At 71.3% G+C, this 15,212-nt stretch carries 12 protein-coding genes and 1 tRNA gene; 8 read left to right on the top strand and 5 right to left on the bottom strand.

What is annotated here, in order from left to right; genetic code table 11:
• Window positions 1-12: 12 nt before the first annotated feature.
• The gene (locus ACFYZR_RS04155; protein WP_391904726.1) at window positions 13-564 is read right to left on the bottom strand and encodes a GNAT family N-acetyltransferase; all 552 of its coding nucleotides are present in this window, start codon (window positions 562-564) and stop codon (window positions 13-15) included.
• Between the two features lie 262 nt (window positions 565-826).
• Between ACFYZR_RS04155 and ACFYZR_RS04150 the strand changes: the two genes are divergently transcribed.
• The 4 genes from ACFYZR_RS04150 (at window position 827) to ACFYZR_RS04135 (ending at window position 5,843) form a co-directional block, all read left to right on the top strand.
• The gene (locus ACFYZR_RS04150) at window positions 827-2,449 is read left to right on the top strand and encodes a M4 family metallopeptidase (RefSeq protein WP_391904723.1); all 1,623 of its coding nucleotides are present in this window, start codon (window positions 827-829) and stop codon (window positions 2,447-2,449) included.
• Between the two features lie 147 nt (window positions 2,450-2,596).
• Entirely contained in the window at window positions 2,597-3,091 is a 495-nt protein-coding gene (locus ACFYZR_RS04145; protein ID WP_391904721.1) for a hypothetical protein, read from the top strand.
• Window positions 3,092-3,183: 92 nt separating this feature from the next.
• On the top strand, window positions 3,184-4,197 hold the full coding sequence (locus ACFYZR_RS04140) for a zinc-binding dehydrogenase (protein WP_391905984.1): 1,014 nt from the start codon (window positions 3,184-3,186) through the stop codon (window positions 4,195-4,197).
• Window positions 4,198-4,361: 164 nt separating this feature from the next.
• Window positions 4,362-5,843 (top strand): MFS transporter, encoded by a 1,482-nt coding sequence (locus tag ACFYZR_RS04135; protein WP_391904718.1) that lies wholly within the window; start codon window positions 4,362-4,364, stop codon window positions 5,841-5,843.
• A gap of 70 nt (window positions 5,844-5,913) precedes the next feature.
• Here the strand turns inward: ACFYZR_RS04135 and ACFYZR_RS04130 are convergent, their stop codons facing one another.
• Window positions 5,914-7,020, bottom strand: a complete 1,107-nt coding sequence (locus tag ACFYZR_RS04130; protein ID WP_391904716.1) for an aminopeptidase P family protein — start codon at window positions 7,018-7,020, stop codon at window positions 5,914-5,916.
• Between the two features lie 250 nt (window positions 7,021-7,270).
• Here ACFYZR_RS04130 and ACFYZR_RS04125 point away from each other — a divergent pair, with 250 nt between their 5' ends.
• Window positions 7,271-9,421, top strand: a complete 2,151-nt coding sequence (locus ACFYZR_RS04125; protein WP_391904713.1) for an MMPL family transporter — start codon at window positions 7,271-7,273, stop codon at window positions 9,419-9,421.
• A 72-nt stretch (window positions 9,422-9,493) separates the two neighbouring features.
• Here the strand turns inward: ACFYZR_RS04125 and ACFYZR_RS04120 are convergent.
• A tRNA-Thr gene (locus ACFYZR_RS04120) sits at window positions 9,494-9,566 on the bottom strand.
• Window positions 9,567-9,728: 162 nt separating this feature from the next.
• Between ACFYZR_RS04120 and ACFYZR_RS04115 the strand changes: the two genes are divergently transcribed.
• From ACFYZR_RS04115 to ACFYZR_RS04105, 3 genes are all read left to right on the top strand, one after another.
• Window positions 9,729-10,841: an ABC transporter ATP-binding protein gene (locus tag ACFYZR_RS04115; RefSeq protein WP_391904710.1), complete on the top strand. Its 1,113-nt coding sequence runs from the start codon at window positions 9,729-9,731 to the stop codon at window positions 10,839-10,841.
• 198 nt (window positions 10,842-11,039) lie between these two features.
• A complete protein-coding gene (locus ACFYZR_RS04110) occupies window positions 11,040-11,450 on the top strand; it encodes a hypothetical protein (protein WP_391904707.1) in 411 nt (136 codons plus the stop codon).
• Between the two features lie 54 nt (window positions 11,451-11,504).
• Window positions 11,505-12,236 carry an NDP-sugar synthase gene (locus tag ACFYZR_RS04105; RefSeq protein ID WP_391904705.1) on the top strand — a complete coding sequence of 244 codons (732 nt, stop codon included), beginning with the start codon at window positions 11,505-11,507 and terminating at the stop codon, window positions 12,234-12,236.
• Between the two features lie 160 nt (window positions 12,237-12,396).
• Here the strand turns inward: ACFYZR_RS04105 and ACFYZR_RS04100 are convergent, their stop codons facing one another.
• The gene (locus ACFYZR_RS04100) at window positions 12,397-14,013 is read right to left on the bottom strand and encodes a DoxX family membrane protein (RefSeq protein ID WP_391904703.1); all 1,617 of its coding nucleotides are present in this window, start codon (window positions 14,011-14,013) and stop codon (window positions 12,397-12,399) included.
• Window positions 14,014-14,192: 179 nt separating this feature from the next.
• Entirely contained in the window at window positions 14,193-15,143 is a 951-nt protein-coding gene (gene rlmB / locus ACFYZR_RS04095) for a 23S rRNA (guanosine(2251)-2'-O)-methyltransferase RlmB (protein ID WP_391904700.1), read from the bottom strand.
• Window positions 15,144-15,212 lie beyond the last annotated feature (69 nt).

Raw genomic sequence — 15,212 nt, 5'->3', positions numbered from 1 at the left:
TCGCCTCAGCTCTCACCACAACCTGTCGATCCCACCCGGGTACAGCCCGATCCGGGCGTCCCGGAACGAGGCCGCGCCCCGCCGCCCCCGCTCGGTGAAGAAGTCCGCCATCGCGACCTTGTCGAATCCCGGGCGGTCGCTGGGGAAGGGGGCCTCCGGGGTGCCCCCGACGAGCACGGCGCCCTCCAGCGCGCGCCAGCCGGCCCCCTCGTAGAAGCCCCGCAAGGGGCGGTCGCAGGTGAAGATTCCCAGGTCCGCACCGCTTTTCGCGATGAATTCACGGGCGGCAGCCACGAGCTGCCGCCCGTGTCCTTTGCCCTGGTGCGCCCCGGCCGTGACGACCGAACTCAGGCCCGCCGCCCGGTAACGGACGCCCTCGTGCTCGATGTCCTTCGACAGGACATCGAGCACCGCCCTGACTTCTCCGTCCGGCGTTACCAGCAGTATCGTCAGCGGATTCAACGCGGGATCGTGCGGGATTCCCCCCAGCCCGGGCCACGCCTCTTCGCGCAACGCCCTCGCCTGTACGCGGAATTGCTCCGGAACGTAGTCCTCCGCGTACATTCCGATATCCATTCCCGTCACCCCTTTCCCTCTGTTCAACTGCCCTTCTCCACCAGTTGAGCACATCCCCCCGTCCCCCAACTCACCGCATAGCGGATCCAATCCACCGCTCAGCGTTTACCAACAGATCAAATCCTTGTTGCGCCCCTGTCAATCTCCGGCCATCGATGGCACGCTCTCCTCAATTCGCTCCTGTACCACTCCTGACGCAACGGTCGGCCCCCGCTCGGGCTGCCCGTAACCCCCCTCTTAGGAGATCGAGTTGAGAAGCATCACCGCCACCCCCCGTAAGAACTCCCTGCGTGCCGCCGCACTTGTCGCCTCCGCCGCCATGGTGGTGATCGGTGTGCAGTCGGGCTCGGCGAACGCGTCGGCCGACAAGGCCCAGGGCGGGCAGCAGTTGGCGCTGTCGGCCGGACAGCGGGCCTCCGCCGTCAAGGAGGCGCAGGGTGAGGCGTCCTCGACCGCCGCGAAGATCGGGCTGGACGCCGGCAAGGAGAAGCTGGTCGTCCGTGACGTCGTGAAGGACGCCGACGGCACCGTGCACACGCGCTACGAGCGCACGTACGAGGGTCTGCCGGTGCTCGGCGGCGACCTGGTGGTGCATCAGAAGAAGAACGGCGCCCGTGACGTCACCAAGGCGACCGACGCCAAGATAGCCGTGCCCAGCACCACGCCCTCCCTCGCGCCCGCCGCCGCCAAGAAGAGCGCGCTGAGCGTCGCCGCAGGCAAGGAGACCGCGAAGGCCGACGCCGACCGCGCGCCGCGCAAGGTCATCTGGGCCGCGCAGGGCAAGCCGGTCCTGGCGTACGAGACCGTGGTCACCGGCGTCCAGAAGGACGGCACGCCCAGCAAGCTGCATGTGATCACCGACGCGAACACCGGTGAGAAGCTGTTCCAGGACGAGGCCATCGAGACCGGCACCGGGACCAGCACCTACAGCGGAAAGGTTTCGCTGAGCACCACCAAGTCGGGCTCCGGCTACACGCTCACCGACGGCGACCGCGGCGGCCACAAGACGTACGACCTCAACCAGGGCACCGACGGCACCGGCGCGCTCTTCACCAACGCGAGCGACGTGTGGGGCGGCGGCCGGCAGACCGCGGGCGTCGACGCCCACTACGGCGCGGCCGTCACCTGGGACTTCTACAAGAACGTGCTCGGCCGCAGCGGCATCAAGGGCGACGGCAAGGGCGCGTACTCCCGCGTCCACTACGGCAGCGGCTACGTCAACGCCTTCTGGGACGACGAGTGCTTCTGCATGACCTACGGCGACGGCGAGAACGACTCCCACCCGCTGACCGCGCTCGACGTGGCCGCCCACGAGATGAGCCACGGCGTCACCTCCGCCACCGCCAACCTGCGCTACAGCGGTGAGTCCGGCGGTCTGAACGAGGCCACCTCCGACATCTTCGGCACCGCCGCCGAGTTCTACGCCAACAACGCCACCGACCCGGGCGACTACCTCATCGGCGAGAAGATCGACATCAACGGCGACGGCACCCCGCTGCGCTACATGGACAAGCCGAGCAAGGACGGCCGCTCCAAGGACTACTGGTCGTCCTCCCTGGGCAACGTCGACGTCCACTACTCCTCCGGCCCCGCCAACCACTTCTACTACCTGCTGTCCGAGGGCAGCGGCAGCAAGGTCGTCGGCGGCGTGAGCTACAACAGCCCCACCTACAACAACTCCAAGATCACGGGCATCGGCCGGGACAAGGCCACCAAGATCTGGTACAAGGCCCTGACCACGTACTTCACCTCCACCACCAACTACAAGGCCGCCCGTACCGCCACCCTCAAGGCCACCGCGGACCTCTACGGCGCCACCAGCAACGAGTACAAGACGGTCGCCGCCACCTGGACCGCGATCAACGTGAAGTAGCCCCCACGGGTCCACCCCCACCGGTACACCCCCCAGTGCCCCCGTCGCCCCTATGGCGGCGGGGGCACACCCGTCGTACGCACGCACGCCCGCCGTACGCGCGCACGCCCGTCCTACGCACCCGCCCGGCATACGTACCATCGAAGCGTGATCGACCTCGGCTACTCCCTCTCCCGCCGCTTCCCGGACCCTCCGCAGACGGACTACCGCACCGCTGACGTGCACGCCCTGCGGCACGACCTCTTCTGCGGCGACGTCTATCTGGCCGACGTCAAGGAGGACCGGGAGATTTCCACAGCCTGGGGATGGGTGCCGGTGCTCGACTTCGCCTGGGCGCTGTGCGACATCGTGGAGAAGATCGACCGCGACCCCCGGGGCAGCCGTTCGGCGCAGACGCAGTTCGCCGAGCTGGACTTCACCGAGTCCACCGACTGCCTGGTCTTCGAGCGCCGTTTCGGCTGGGTGGAGGTCACGGCCGACTGGGCGCCGGACGACCCGCCGCTGACCTTCGACCACAAGGCCCTGCGCCGCGAAGCCCGCGATTTCCTCCACGATCTGGTCGCGGATCTGGCGGACATGCATGAGGGACTCGCCGACAACCCCGTCGTCTGGGACCTCCAGAGCCGCTTCCCCCGGGTCTGAGCGCCGGGCGGCGCCAGGTGCCCCTTGACCTCAATTCTGGTTGAGGTTGAAGACTCGGGACCGTCCCCGTGACGATCTTCGAGGAGAGCGCCATGCACGCCGTCCGTCTGCACGCCTTCGGCCCCGCCGAGAACCTGCGCCACGAGCGCGTCGAGGACCCCGTTCCCGGCCCCGGCCAGGTCCGGGTGGCCGTGGCGGCCGCGGGCGTCCACCTGGTCGACGCCGGCCAGCGCGCCGGGGACCCCGGCAACCCCTACGGCCTGCCCGGGCTGCCGGCCGTCCCCGGCCGTGAGGTCGCGGGCACCGTCGACGCCCTCGGCGAGGGCACCGACCCCTACTGGCTCGGCCGGCGCGTCGTCGCCCACCTGGGCCGTACCGCCCCCGGCGGCGGCTACGCGGAGCTGGCCGTCGTCGGCGCCGACAGACTCCACGAGCTGCCGGACGGGCTCGCCGAGGACCACGCCATCGCCATGATCGGTACGGGCCGCACCGCGCTCGGCATCCTGGGCTTCACCGAGCTGGGCGAGGACGACATCGTGGTCGTGACGGCCGCGGCGGGCGGCATCGGCTCGCTGCTCGTGCAGTACGCCGGGAACGCGGGCGCCACCGTCGTCGGACTGGCCGGCGGGCCGGCCAAGGTCGCGCACGTCGGCGCGCTGGGCGCGGACATCGCCCTCGACTACAACGACCCCGGGTGGGCCGAGCGGGCCCGTACGGCCCTGTGGGGGCGTGCCGCCACGGTCGTGTTCGACGGCGTCGGCGGCCCGGCCGCCCTGGCCGCGGTCGACCTGCTGGCGCCCGGCGGGCTCCACCTGGTCTTCGGCTGGTCCGCGCACGGCACGGTCGGCGGCGGGCCGCTCGACCTCGACCCGGCCCGGCTCGCCGAGCGCGGCATCACCTCGCGGTACGTGCTCGGCCCGGCCATGCTGGAACGGTTCGGCGGGGGCGAGACCGGGATGCGGCGGCTGGAGGAGCTGTCCCTGGCGGAGGCCGCGGCGGGGCGCGTCGTACCGGCCGTGCAGCGCTTCCCGCTCGCCGAGGCGGCAGCCGCCCACCGGGCGCTGGAGACGCGCGGCACGATCGGGAAGGTCGTGCTCGTCCCCTGAGCCTCCCGTTCCGGGATACGCCGCGAAAGACCCGGATACGCCAAAATACGTCGAACAAGTAGGCGATTGGCCGCCGGGGGGCGTATGTCACCCGGCAGGCCTAGGCTGGATCGCGAGCCTCTGCACGTCGCGCACGGCGCGTAAGCACGCGAGAGCGGGTACCCATGAGCTCGAACGAGCCTCCCATAGCCGACGCAGCCGATGAATCCGACGCCGACCCCCGCCGCTGGTGGGGGCTGGTGGTGATCGCACTGGCGCAGCTGATGGTCGTCCTCGACGCGACCATCGTGAACATCGCTCTCCCCTCGGCCCAGCGTGAACTCGGGATGACCGACGCCCACCGGCAGTGGGTCATCACCGCCTACTCCCTCGCCTTCGGCGGGCTCCTGCTGCTCGGGGGCAGGATCGCCGACCGGGTCGGGCGCAAACGCGCCTTCACCCTGGGACTCGTCGGTTTCGCGGTCGCCTCCGCGCTCGGTGGCGCCGCGCACAGCCAGGGCACGCTCTACGCGGCCCGCGCCCTTCAGGGCGTCTTCGCGGCGGTGCTGGCGCCCTCGGCGCTGTCGCTGCTGACGACGACGTTCACGGACCTGCGCGAGCGCGGCAAGGCGTTCGGGATCTACGGCGCGATCGCGGGCGGCGGCGCCGCCATCGGCCTGATCACCGGTGGCCTGCTGACGGAGTACCTGGACTGGCGCTGGTGCCTGTACGTCAACGTGCCCATCGCGCTGGTCGCGCTGCTCGGGGCGGTCCTGCTGCTGCGCGACCACCGGCCGCTCCCAGCCGACCGGCCGAGCCTCGACCTGCCCGGGGTGCTGCTCGGCTGCGGCGGGCTCGTGGCCGTCGTGTACGCGTGCAGCGAGGCCGAACCGCGTGGCTGGTCCAGCCCGTTGGTCCTCGGTCTGCTGTGCGGCGGGACGGTGCTGCTGGCGGTCTTCGCCCGGTGGCAGACGCGGGCGCGCAGCCCGCTGCTGCCGCCGCGCGTCATCGGTGACCGCAACCGGGGCGGCGCGGTCATGACGATGGCGCTGGCGGTCGTGGGGATGTTCGGGATGTTTCTGTTCATGACCTACTACTTTCAGGTCGTGCTCGGATACTCACCGCTCCGGACCGGGCTGGCGTTTCTGCCGCTGAGCGGCGCGATCGTCATCGCCTCGACGCAGATCTCCGCGCGGCTGATGACCCGGCTGCCGCCCCGGCTGCTGATGGTGCCGGGCGCCCTGCTCGCGGCGACGGGGCTGTTCCTGCTGACGTTCCTGACCGCCGCGCCGGCCTACGCCTCGCACGTCCTGCCCTCCGAGATCCTCGTCGGCCTCGGCATGGGCCTGATCTTCATGCCGGTCGTCAACGTCGCCACGTCCGGGGTGGCGCCGCGCGACTCCGGTGTCGCCTCGGCGACGGTGAACACCGCGCAGCAGGTGGGGGGTTCGATCGGGACGGCGCTGCTGAACACGATCGCGACGTCGGTGGCCGTCAGGGCCGGTGTCGTCCACGGCTTCGCCGTCGCCATGGCGTGGGGGGCGGGGATCATGCTGATGGCGGCCGTCGTGGCCTGGGTGTTCGTCAACGCGCGGGCGCCACGGTACGGACAGACCACCCGCGCGCCGGGGCACGACTACGACCCGCACCGGATGCGGGTGGTGTGAGACGGCCGAGGGGGTTCTCGCCCCCTCTCGCTCCTCGTGCCCCTCGTGCCCCTCGCGCCCCCGGCCGGGGCTAGCTCACCACCCGCAGCTCGCGCGCCGTGTTGTTCAGCCTCCGCCCGCCGGACTCCGTGCACACCACGATGTCCTCGATCCGCACCCCGAACCGCCCCGGCAGATAGATCCCCGGCTCGATCGAGAAGCACATCCCCGGTACCAGCGGCAGGTGTTCGCCCTCCACCATGTACGGCGGCTCGTGCGTCGTGACGCCGATGCCGTGCCCCGTGCGGTGGATGAAGTACTCGCCGTAGCCCGCGCGGCGGATGACCTGGCGGGCCACGCGGTCGACGTCCTGGCAGGCCACCCCGGGGCGGACCGCCTCGAACGCCGCCTGCTGGGCCTCGCGCACCAGGTCGTGGACCTTGCGCTCCTCCGCCGTCGGCTCGCCCACGTGCACCGTGCGGGTGGTGTCGGAGCCGTAGCCGTCCTTGAGGCCGCCGAAGTCCAGGACGACCATGTCGCCGTCCTCGATGACCCGCTCGCCCGCCTCGTGGTGGGGGTTGGCGCCGTTGGGGCCGGAGCCGACGATCGTGAAGTCGACCTGGGAGTGGCCGTGTTCCCGGAGCAGCCGGGCGAGGTCGGCGGCCACCTCGCGCTCGCGGCGCCCGGCGAAGCGCAGGTCGACCACGGTCTCGTAGGTGGCGTCCGCGGCCGCTCCGGCGGCGGCGAGCAGCTCGACCTCGTGGGCGTCCTTCACGGCCCGCAGCATCGGGAGGACCTCCGTGAGCGCGCCGAAGCCCGCTCCGGGGGCCGTTCGCTGGAAGGCCAGCAGGTGCAGCGCCCAGGTGGCGTCGGAGACGCCGTAACGGCCGCGCGGGTCGAGGTGCCCGGCGAGGGTGGCGTAGGGGTCCTCGCCGTCGGCCCAGCCGGTGATCGTCAACGCGCCCGCGCCCGGCGAGTGCTGGGCGTCGGGCTGCTCCAGCCGGGGCACCACGAGCAGGGGCTTGCGGCCGGGGAGGAGGAGCAGGGCCGTGAGGCGCTCGGTGACGGCCGGGACGCGGTATCCGCAGAGCCAGCCGAGATCGGGGCCCGGGGAGATGATCAGACCGGCCAGGCCCGCCTCGGTGGCGGCCAGGACGGCGCGCTCCATGCGCGCGGCATAGAAATCGACATCGCTCATGAGGGCAGCGTAATCCGGACGAAGCTGTTCGGCGGAGTGGCCTCTACCCCACGGGTGAGAGCGGCTCCACCGGCTCTCCTCCTCAGGGTTGAGAGGCTTCTCCAACTTCCCCACCCCAGGGCCGATTTCCCCCTGATTCCCCGGAATTTTGTTGTGGCCGGGGAACTTCAGTCCCTAGCGTGTTCATGCCTATACGGCCCATACGAACACACGTACACGCATGTTGTTAAGAGGTAGTTGAAGGAGCGTCATGTTCCGTCGAGTCGGGCGGTTCGCCGTCCATCGGCCCTGGCTCACGATCGCCGGCTGGATCATCGCGGCCGTGGCACTCGCCATGTTCGCACCCGGCCTGAAGTCCACCACGGACGAGACCGAGTTCCTGCCCTCGCACTATGAATCGGTGCGGGTGGGGAATCTCCAGCAGAAGGCCTTCCCGCAGACCGAACAGCCCGCCGCGATCGCGGTGTTCCAGCGCGCCGACGGCGGCAAGCTGGACGACGCGGACAAGCGCGACGTCATCAAGGTCACCGCCGGGCTCGACGGCAAGCACCACGAGAAGATAGCCAAGGTCGTCACCGACCCCAAGGCCGTCTCCCCCAATGGCGAGGTGGCCCTGGCCAACATCTACGCCACCACCAAGAATTTCAACGACGAGACGCTGCCGGACTCCGTCAAAAAGCTGCGCGACGACGCCAAACCGCTGCTGGACGGCACCCATCTGAAGATGGGCATCACCGGCCAGGCCGCCACCCAGCTCGACGCCAAGGAATCCTCCAGCGACACCGACGCCATGGTCATGTCGGCGACGTTCCTGCTGATCATCGTGCTGCTGCTGGTCATCTTCCGCAGCCCGCTGATCGCCATCCTTCCCGTCGTCATCATCGCCGTCGTCTCGATGGTCGCCACCGGCCTCATCGGCACCGCCGCCTCGGTCGGCGGGCTGAAGGCCGACAGCTCCATCTCCGCGATCCTGATCGTCGTCCTCTTCGGCGTCGGCACCGACTACATCCTCTTCCTGCTCTTCCGCTACCGCGAGCACCTGCGCCAGGGCCAGGAGCCCAAGGAGGCCCTCGTCGAGGCCGTGGCCCGGGTCGGCGAGACCATCGCCTCGGCCGCCGGGGCGGTCATCGTCGCCTTCCTCGCCCTGCTGCTCTCCACGCTGGGCATGATGCGGGCGATGGGCCCCTCGCTGGCCATCTCCGTGGCCGTCACGCTCGTCGCGGCGCTCACGCTCGTGCCCGCCGTCTTCTCCCTCCTCGGGCGCGCGGCGTTCTGGCCGTCGAAGGCCTGGCGCAAGCAGCCGAGGAACCGCTTCGCGAACGGTGTCGGCGGGCTCGTCGCCCACCGCCCCGGCGTGGTCGCCGTCCTGTCCACCGCCGTCCTCGCCGTCCTCGCCGTGGGCGCCTTCAGCTTCAAGCCCCAGTTCGACACCAGCAGCCAGATGCCGCAGAAGCTGGAGTCCGTCCAGGCCATGAAGGACCTCCAGCGGGGCTTCTCCGCCGGCCAGTCCGACCCGGCCATGGTCTACCTCAGCGCCAAGGACGGCACCCGCCTCGACCAGGCCGCGCTGGAGACCTTCCGCGGCAAGCTCGCCGCCGTCGACGGGGTCGGCACGGCCGCGCCCGCCGTCGTCAACGCCGACGGCACCGTCGCCCAGTACAGCGTGATCCTCAAGTACGCGCCCACCGCCGACAAGGCCATCGACCTCGCGGGCGGCGAGCTGCGCGAGGCGGCCCACAGCGCCGCGCCCTCCGGCACCGAGGCCCTCGTCGGCGGCACCTCCGCCGTCCTCGCCGACATCGAGGACGCCGTGGGCCACGACTACCGGGTCGTCTTCCCCGCCGCCGGAGTGGCCATCATGATCATCCTCGGTCTGCTGCTCCGCAGCCTGGTCGCACCCTGGTATCTGATGATCGCCGTGGCCCTGGGCTTCGGCGCCACCCTCGGCTCCACCGTCTGGCTCTTCCAGGACGTCAAGGGCGAGCACGGACTGCTCTTCATGCTGCCGGTGATCGTCTATCTCTTCGTCGTCGCGATCGGCACCGACTACAACATCCTGATGGTCGCCCGCCTCCGCGAGGAGGTACGCCGCGGTGTCCCGCCCAAGGAGGCCATCCGCACGGCCGTGGCGCAGTCCGCCCCGACCGTCGCCTCCGCCGCGATCATCCTCGCCGGCACCTTCGGCGTGCTGGTCCTCGCCGACAACTCCATGCTCCAGCAGATGGGCTTCGCCGTGGGCTTCGGCATCCTGCTCACCGCCTTCGTGATGGCGATGCTGCTGGTGCCCACCGTCACCTCGCTGCTGGGCCACAAGGCCTGGTGGCCGGGTCACCAGGACTCGCCCCAGGAGACGCCGGCCGGCGCCCCGGCCGTCGACGACCGGGTGGCCCACCGGAGCTGAACGCCGGGCCCCTGACGCACGGAAACCGCAGGTCCTCCTCGGAGGGCCTGCGGTTTCCGTGTCTTCGCACCGAGCCGCCTGTCGGACTCGAACCGACGACCTTCGCTTTACAAGAGCGGTGCTCTACCAGCTGAGCTAAGGCGGCATGCGAGACGCAGTCTACCCACATCGACTTCGTGACCCGCCACCTGCTGACAACGGCCCTCCGCCCCGGTACCGTCACGGGAAACCCAGCCCGATTGGACTGGACCACTCCCTCTACTCGGATCGTCCGGCACGTTCCTGCCGGTGAAGGGATCACATCACCATGGCCACGGTCACGTACGACAAAGCCACCCGGATCTACCCGGGAACCGACAGGGCCGCTGTCGACCAGCTCGACATCGCCATCGAGGACGGGGAGTTCCTGGTCCTCGTCGGCCCCTCCGGCTGCGGCAAGTCCACCTCCCTGCGGATGCTGGCGGGACTGGAGGACGTCAACGGCGGCGCGATCCGCATCGGCGACCGGGACGTCACCCATCTGCCGCCCAAGGACCGGGACATCGCCATGGTGTTCCAGAACTACGCGCTCTACCCCCACATGACCGTGGCCGACAACATGGGCTTCGCCCTGAAGATCGCGGGCGTGCCGAAAGCGGAGATCCGCCAGAAGGTCGAGGACGCCGCCCGCATCCTGGACCTCACCGAATACCTGGGCCGCAAGCCCAAGGCCCTCTCCGGCGGCCAGCGCCAGCGCGTGGCCATGGGCCGCGCCATCGTCCGCGAGCCGCAGGTCTTCCTCATGGACGAACCGCTGTCCAACCTCGACGCCAAGCTGCGTGTCCAGACCCGCACCCAGATCGCGAGCCTCCAGCGCCGCCTCGGCATCACCACCGTCTACGTCACCCACGACCAGGTCGAGGCCATGACCATGGGCGACCGGGTCGCGGTGCTCAAGGACGGCCTGCTCCAGCAGATCGACTCCCCGCGCAATATGTACGACCGGCCGGCCAACCTCTTCGTGGCGGGCTTCATCGGCTCCCCCGCGATGAACCTCGTCGAGGTGCCGATCACCGACGGCGGGGTGAAGTTCGGCTCCGACGTCGTGCCCGTGCCCCGCGAGGCGCTGACCACCGCCGCCGACAAGGGCGACCGCACGGTCACCGTGGGCGTCCGGCCCGAGCACTTCGACGTCGTCGAGCGGCCCGAGGGCAAGGGCGCCGAGCCCGGCGGCGTCGCCGTGACCGTCAACGTCGTCGAGGAGCTCGGCGCCGACGGCTACGTCTACGGCACCGCCGAGGTCGGCGGCGAGCAGAAGGACATCGTCGTCCGCGTCCACGGCCGCCGCGTGCCCGAGAAGGGCTCCGTGCTCCACGTCGTCCCGCGCTCCGGTGAACTGCACGTGTTCTCCACGTCCTCCGGCGAGCGCATCGGCGACTGAGCGTAACCGAGAAGACGCGCCCCGCGTCCGGGTCCCGGGGGCCCGGGACGCGGGGTGTGCTTCGGCGGCAAATACCCCGGCACACCGCTCATTTCGAGCCCCGTACGTCAACTCAACCGTCATTCCGATAACCATCGACATCCCCCGACCGGGTGACTAAATGGAGCGGCGTCATTACGCCTCGCTACCATCTGCGGCATGAACCAGGCCGCCCGCCGCATCGGCAGAACCCTCGCTCTCGTCCTCCCGGTCGTTCTCGTGCTCTCGGGGACTCTCGCGGTGACCCGCGTTCCCTGGGCGGCGCCGACCGCCGAGTCGCAGGTCCTCACCGCGTCCTCCGACACCGCCTCGACCGTCGCCAAGGCCCGTGCGCCGCACGAGGTGCTGCGCGACAAACTCCTCCTGGAGCTCCAGGAGAAGAACCCCGGCGCCGCCCTGACACACCTTCAGGAGGCGACCAACGGCCGTCCCTCACTGGCCCAGCACTGCATGGCGATCGCCCGGGCACTGGGCGAGGCCGCGCGCAAGAAGTACGGGGAGCGCAAGGCCCAGTCCTTCGCCCGCCCCGTCTGCGACACGGCCTTCGCCGCCGGCGTCCAGAGCCACTGACCGCTCCCACCGCCGGCCGCGTCCCCACGCGCGGCACCGCATATCGTGCGGAGCATGACCGGCACGCAGCACAGCCCGTACAGCCTGTACCCGACGCAAGCCGTGATCCTGGCCGGAGGCCAGGGTTCGCGGCTCCGTCCGTACACCGACGACCGTCCCAAGCCGATGGTCGAGATCCCCGGCACGGGAGTCCCGATCATCGGCCATCAACTCGCCTGGCTGGCCGCCGAGGGCGTCACCGACGCCGTGGTCTCGTGCGGCCATTTGGCGCGTGTCCTCGAGGACTGGCTCGCCACGGCCGAACTGCCGCTGCGGGTGACGACGGTCGTCGAGCCCGAGCCCCTCGGCCGGGGCGGCGGCCTGCGGCACGCGGCCTCCTCCCTGCCCCGCCCCGACGAGGCCTGGTACGCCACCAACGGCGACATCTGGACCCGGTTCTCGCTGCGCGAGATGGCCGCCTTCCACCATGAGCGGGACGCCACGGCGACGCTCGCACTGGCGCGGCCGCGGATCCCCTGGGGTGCGGTGAAGACCGACGAGTTCGGGCACGTCCTGGACTTCGTCGAGGCGCCGCCCTCGCCCTATCTGATCAACGCCGGCGTCTATGTCTTCTCGCCCGCCTTCACGGAGCTGCTGCCCGAGCGCGGCGACCACGAGCGGACCACGTTTCCGCGCCTGGCGCGCGAGCGGCGTCTTGCCGGGTTCCCGCTGCCGCAGGGGGCGTACTGGCGGGCGATCGACACGGCGAAAGATCTGGCGGAGGCCGCCAAGGAACTGGCTCGCTGAGCCCCGTCAGGGGCGCGGGGAACTGCGCGACAAGCCCCCACCGGCCCGCGGTGAACCGACCGTGCGTCGTGGCTGAGCGCGCAGTTCCCCGCGCCCCTTCGGGGCGCGAAACGGTCCCGCACCCCAACAGGGTGCGGGACCGTTCGCGTACCGGCGACGACTAGCCGAGGAGCCCTCCGAGCGCCCCGCCGCCGGAGGAGCTGCCCGAGCCGCTCGTCGAGCCGCCCGAGCCACCGCCGGTGGAGCTGCCCGTCGTCGCCCCCGAGGAGCTGTGCTGCGGGGCCGCCGGAGCCGGCGCCTGGTGCGGGGACTGCGGTGCCGGGCGGACACTGCCCGCGCTCCCGCTGGACTGCCCGGCGCCGCCCGCGGACGCCGTGGGCGTACGGACCGTGCCGGCCGGCGCGGACGGCGTGGCCCCGGGGGTGGGCGTCTTCCGGTTGGACGCGCTGGGCTTCGGGGTGCTCGACGTCGCCGGGCCGTGCGAGCCGCGCGGCGAGGACGAGGAGGGGCGCTGCGGCAGCGGCGAGCCCTGGAGGCTGTTGGACGGCGGGGGCGGGGTGCCGGGGGTCTCCGCGACCCGGGAGGAGCGGACGGCCCCGCCCAGCATCGACCCGGTCAGCAGCGAGATCCCGATGAGCACCGTGGCCATGACCGCGCCCCGGCGCAGCACGCGCCGCCGCAGCGCCCAGAGCTCGGCGCGCGGCCCGAGCCGCCGCCAGGCCTCGCCCGCGAGCCGCCCGTCGACGGAGTAGAAGGGCGCCCCGGCGATCACCAGGGGGCTCCAGGCGGCCAGGTAGATGATGTCGGGCGCGCCGTAGACCGGGGTGGTCCGCCAGCTGACCGTGACGAGGAGGATCACGGAGAGCAGCACGCCGACGGCGGCGGCGACCCGCTGCCAGAGGCCGAAGATGGTGAGGACGCCGATGACGACCTGCGCGAAGGCGACGCTCAGGCCGGCGCCGACGGGGTGGGCGAGGGCCAGGTGGCGCAGGGGCTCGGCGGCGGCCCAGGGGTGGAGCTGGTGGAGCCATTCGACCAGGGAGCCGCGCTTGCCGCCGTCGAAGTAGACGGGGTCGCAGAGCTTGTTCATCCCGCCGTAGACGGAGATGAGGCCGAGGAAGACGCGCAGGGGAAGGAGGACGACGCCGAGGTTCATCCGGCGCCCGGGGTAGTAGGCGTGCCGGACGGGGTCGCCCTGGCGGCCGCGCCGTAGCTCGTCCTCGTCGGCGTCCTGCTCGTCGGCGAAGTCGTCGAGATCGTCGGGGTGGCCGGCGTCCTCGTCGTAGGCGCTGTGGGTGGGGCGCATACCGCGCAGGAGCTGGGTCGGCGGCCCGCCGTGCTCCTCGGCGGGCCCGCGCGGGCCGATCACGGTGGCCGGGGCGTCGTCGACGCTGATGCGCGGCAGCACCTGGGTGGCGCCCGCGTCCCCGCCGCCGGCCGTGGGCAGCGGGGCGGTGAGGCCGCCGGAATCGCGGACGGCCTGGAGGAGCTGGGTGGAGGCAGAGTCTCCCGGCCCGGTCCGTCCGCTCCACACCACGGGTGCGCGGCGCTTGGCCCCGGCGTTCTTGGCGGCGGGGATCCGCGCGGCGTCCGCTCCCCCGGCGAACTGCCGGGACGCGCGTGGGGGCCGGGCGAGCTGCACCCGGAAGCTCAGATGGTTGACGATGACCTGCGCGGGGTCGGACGGGACCTTCACCGTACTCAGCGCGGGCTGGTCGTCGTACCCGGAAGAGCTTCCCCCCGTAGGTGTGCGGGGTGTTCTGGTGTCCACACTCATCTAACCGAGTGACCGGAGGTTAGGACACTGCCTTGACCGGTTGGATGTGTCCAGGACCCGTCAATATCTTCAGAATCTTCGGGACGTCTCCGGACGTCTCCAGACGTCTTCGGCGGAAAGCGCGGCGGCCGGGGAGGATCCTCCCCGGCCGCCGCGTACCGCTGGTCCCGCCCGGTGTGTCAGGCGCGGCGGCGCGCCGCCTCGTAGAGCACGACGCCGGCCGCGACACCGGCGTTCAGCGACTCGGCGCCGCCCGGCATGGGGATGCGCACACGGAAGTCGCAGGTCTCGCCGACGAGGCGGGAGAGGCCCTTGCCCTCGCTGCCGACGACGATCACGACCGGGCCCTCCAGGGCCTCCAGCTCGTGGAGCTCGGTCTCGCCGTCCGCCGCGAGGCCGACGACCATCAGGCCCTCCTTCTGGTACGCCTCCAGCATCCGCGTCATGTTGGTGGCGCGGGCGACGGGCGTCCGGGCGGCGGTGCCGGCGGAGGTCTTCCAGGCGCTGGCGGTCATACCGGCCGCGCGGCGCTCGGGGACGACCACGCCGTGGCCGCCGAAGGCGGAGACGGAGCGGACGACGGCGCCGAGGTTGCGCGGGTCGGTGATGCCGTCGAGGGCGACGATCAGCGGGTCCTCGCCGTTGTCGGCGGCGGACGCGGTCAGGTCCTCGGGGTGGGCGTAGTCGTACGGGGGCACCGACAGGACCAGGCCCTGGTGGTTCAGGCCGTTGGTCATGCGGTCCAGCTCCGGACGCGGGGCCTCCATGAGGTTGAGGCCCTTCTCCGTGGCGAGCTGGACGGCCTCGCGCACGCGCTCGTCGCTGTCGACGAACTGCTGGACGTAGAGCGTGTTCGCGGGCACGCCCTCGCGCAGCGCCTCGACGACCGAGTTACGGCCGACGACGAGCTCGTTGGTGCCCTTGGGGCCGCCGCGGCGCGGGGCCGGGCGGCGGGCCGCCTGCTTGGCCTGGGCGTTGGCGACACGGTTCTTCTTGTGTCCCTTGCGCATGGACGCGGGCGGGGTCGGGCCCTTGCCCTCCAGGCCCCGGCGCCGCTGGCCGCCGCTGCCGACCGTCGCGCCCTTCTTGTTGGACGTGCGACGGTTCCTGCGCTGGCTGTTGCCGGCCATGGGGGTCACCTATCTCTTTACTGCTCAGAACCGCATGGGACGCGGCTCAGTAGACGTGCGTACGAAAAG

The sequence above is a fragment of the Streptomyces sp. NPDC001678 genome (assembly GCF_042892945.1).
Taxonomy (GTDB): Bacteria; Actinomycetota; Actinomycetes; order Streptomycetales; family Streptomycetaceae; genus Streptomyces.
This window is presented reverse-complemented; position numbering and strand designations above follow the sequence as displayed.

Coding starts and splice junctions, on each gene's coding strand:
- ACFYZR_RS04155 (WP_391904726.1), bottom strand. CDS start 564: ATGTACGCGGAGGACTACGTTCCGGAGCAATTCCGCGTACAGGCGAGG.
- ACFYZR_RS04140 (WP_391905984.1), top strand. CDS start 3,184: ATGCACGCCGTCCGTCTGCACGCCTTCGGCCCCGCCGAGAACCTGCGC.
- ACFYZR_RS04135 (WP_391904718.1), top strand. CDS start 4,362: ATGAGCTCGAACGAGCCTCCCATAGCCGACGCAGCCGATGAATCCGAC.
- ACFYZR_RS04130 (WP_391904716.1), bottom strand. CDS start 7,020: ATGAGCGATGTCGATTTCTATGCCGCGCGCATGGAGCGCGCCGTCCTG.
- ACFYZR_RS04125 (WP_391904713.1), top strand. CDS start 7,271: ATGTTCCGTCGAGTCGGGCGGTTCGCCGTCCATCGGCCCTGGCTCACG.
- ACFYZR_RS04115 (WP_391904710.1), top strand. CDS start 9,729: ATGGCCACGGTCACGTACGACAAAGCCACCCGGATCTACCCGGGAACC.
- ACFYZR_RS04110 (WP_391904707.1), top strand. CDS start 11,040: ATGAACCAGGCCGCCCGCCGCATCGGCAGAACCCTCGCTCTCGTCCTC.
- ACFYZR_RS04105 (WP_391904705.1), top strand. CDS start 11,505: ATGACCGGCACGCAGCACAGCCCGTACAGCCTGTACCCGACGCAAGCC.
- ACFYZR_RS04100 (WP_391904703.1), bottom strand. CDS start 14,013: ATGAGTGTGGACACCAGAACACCCCGCACACCTACGGGGGGAAGCTCT.
- rlmB (WP_391904700.1), bottom strand. CDS start 15,143: ATGGCCGGCAACAGCCAGCGCAGGAACCGTCGCACGTCCAACAAGAAG.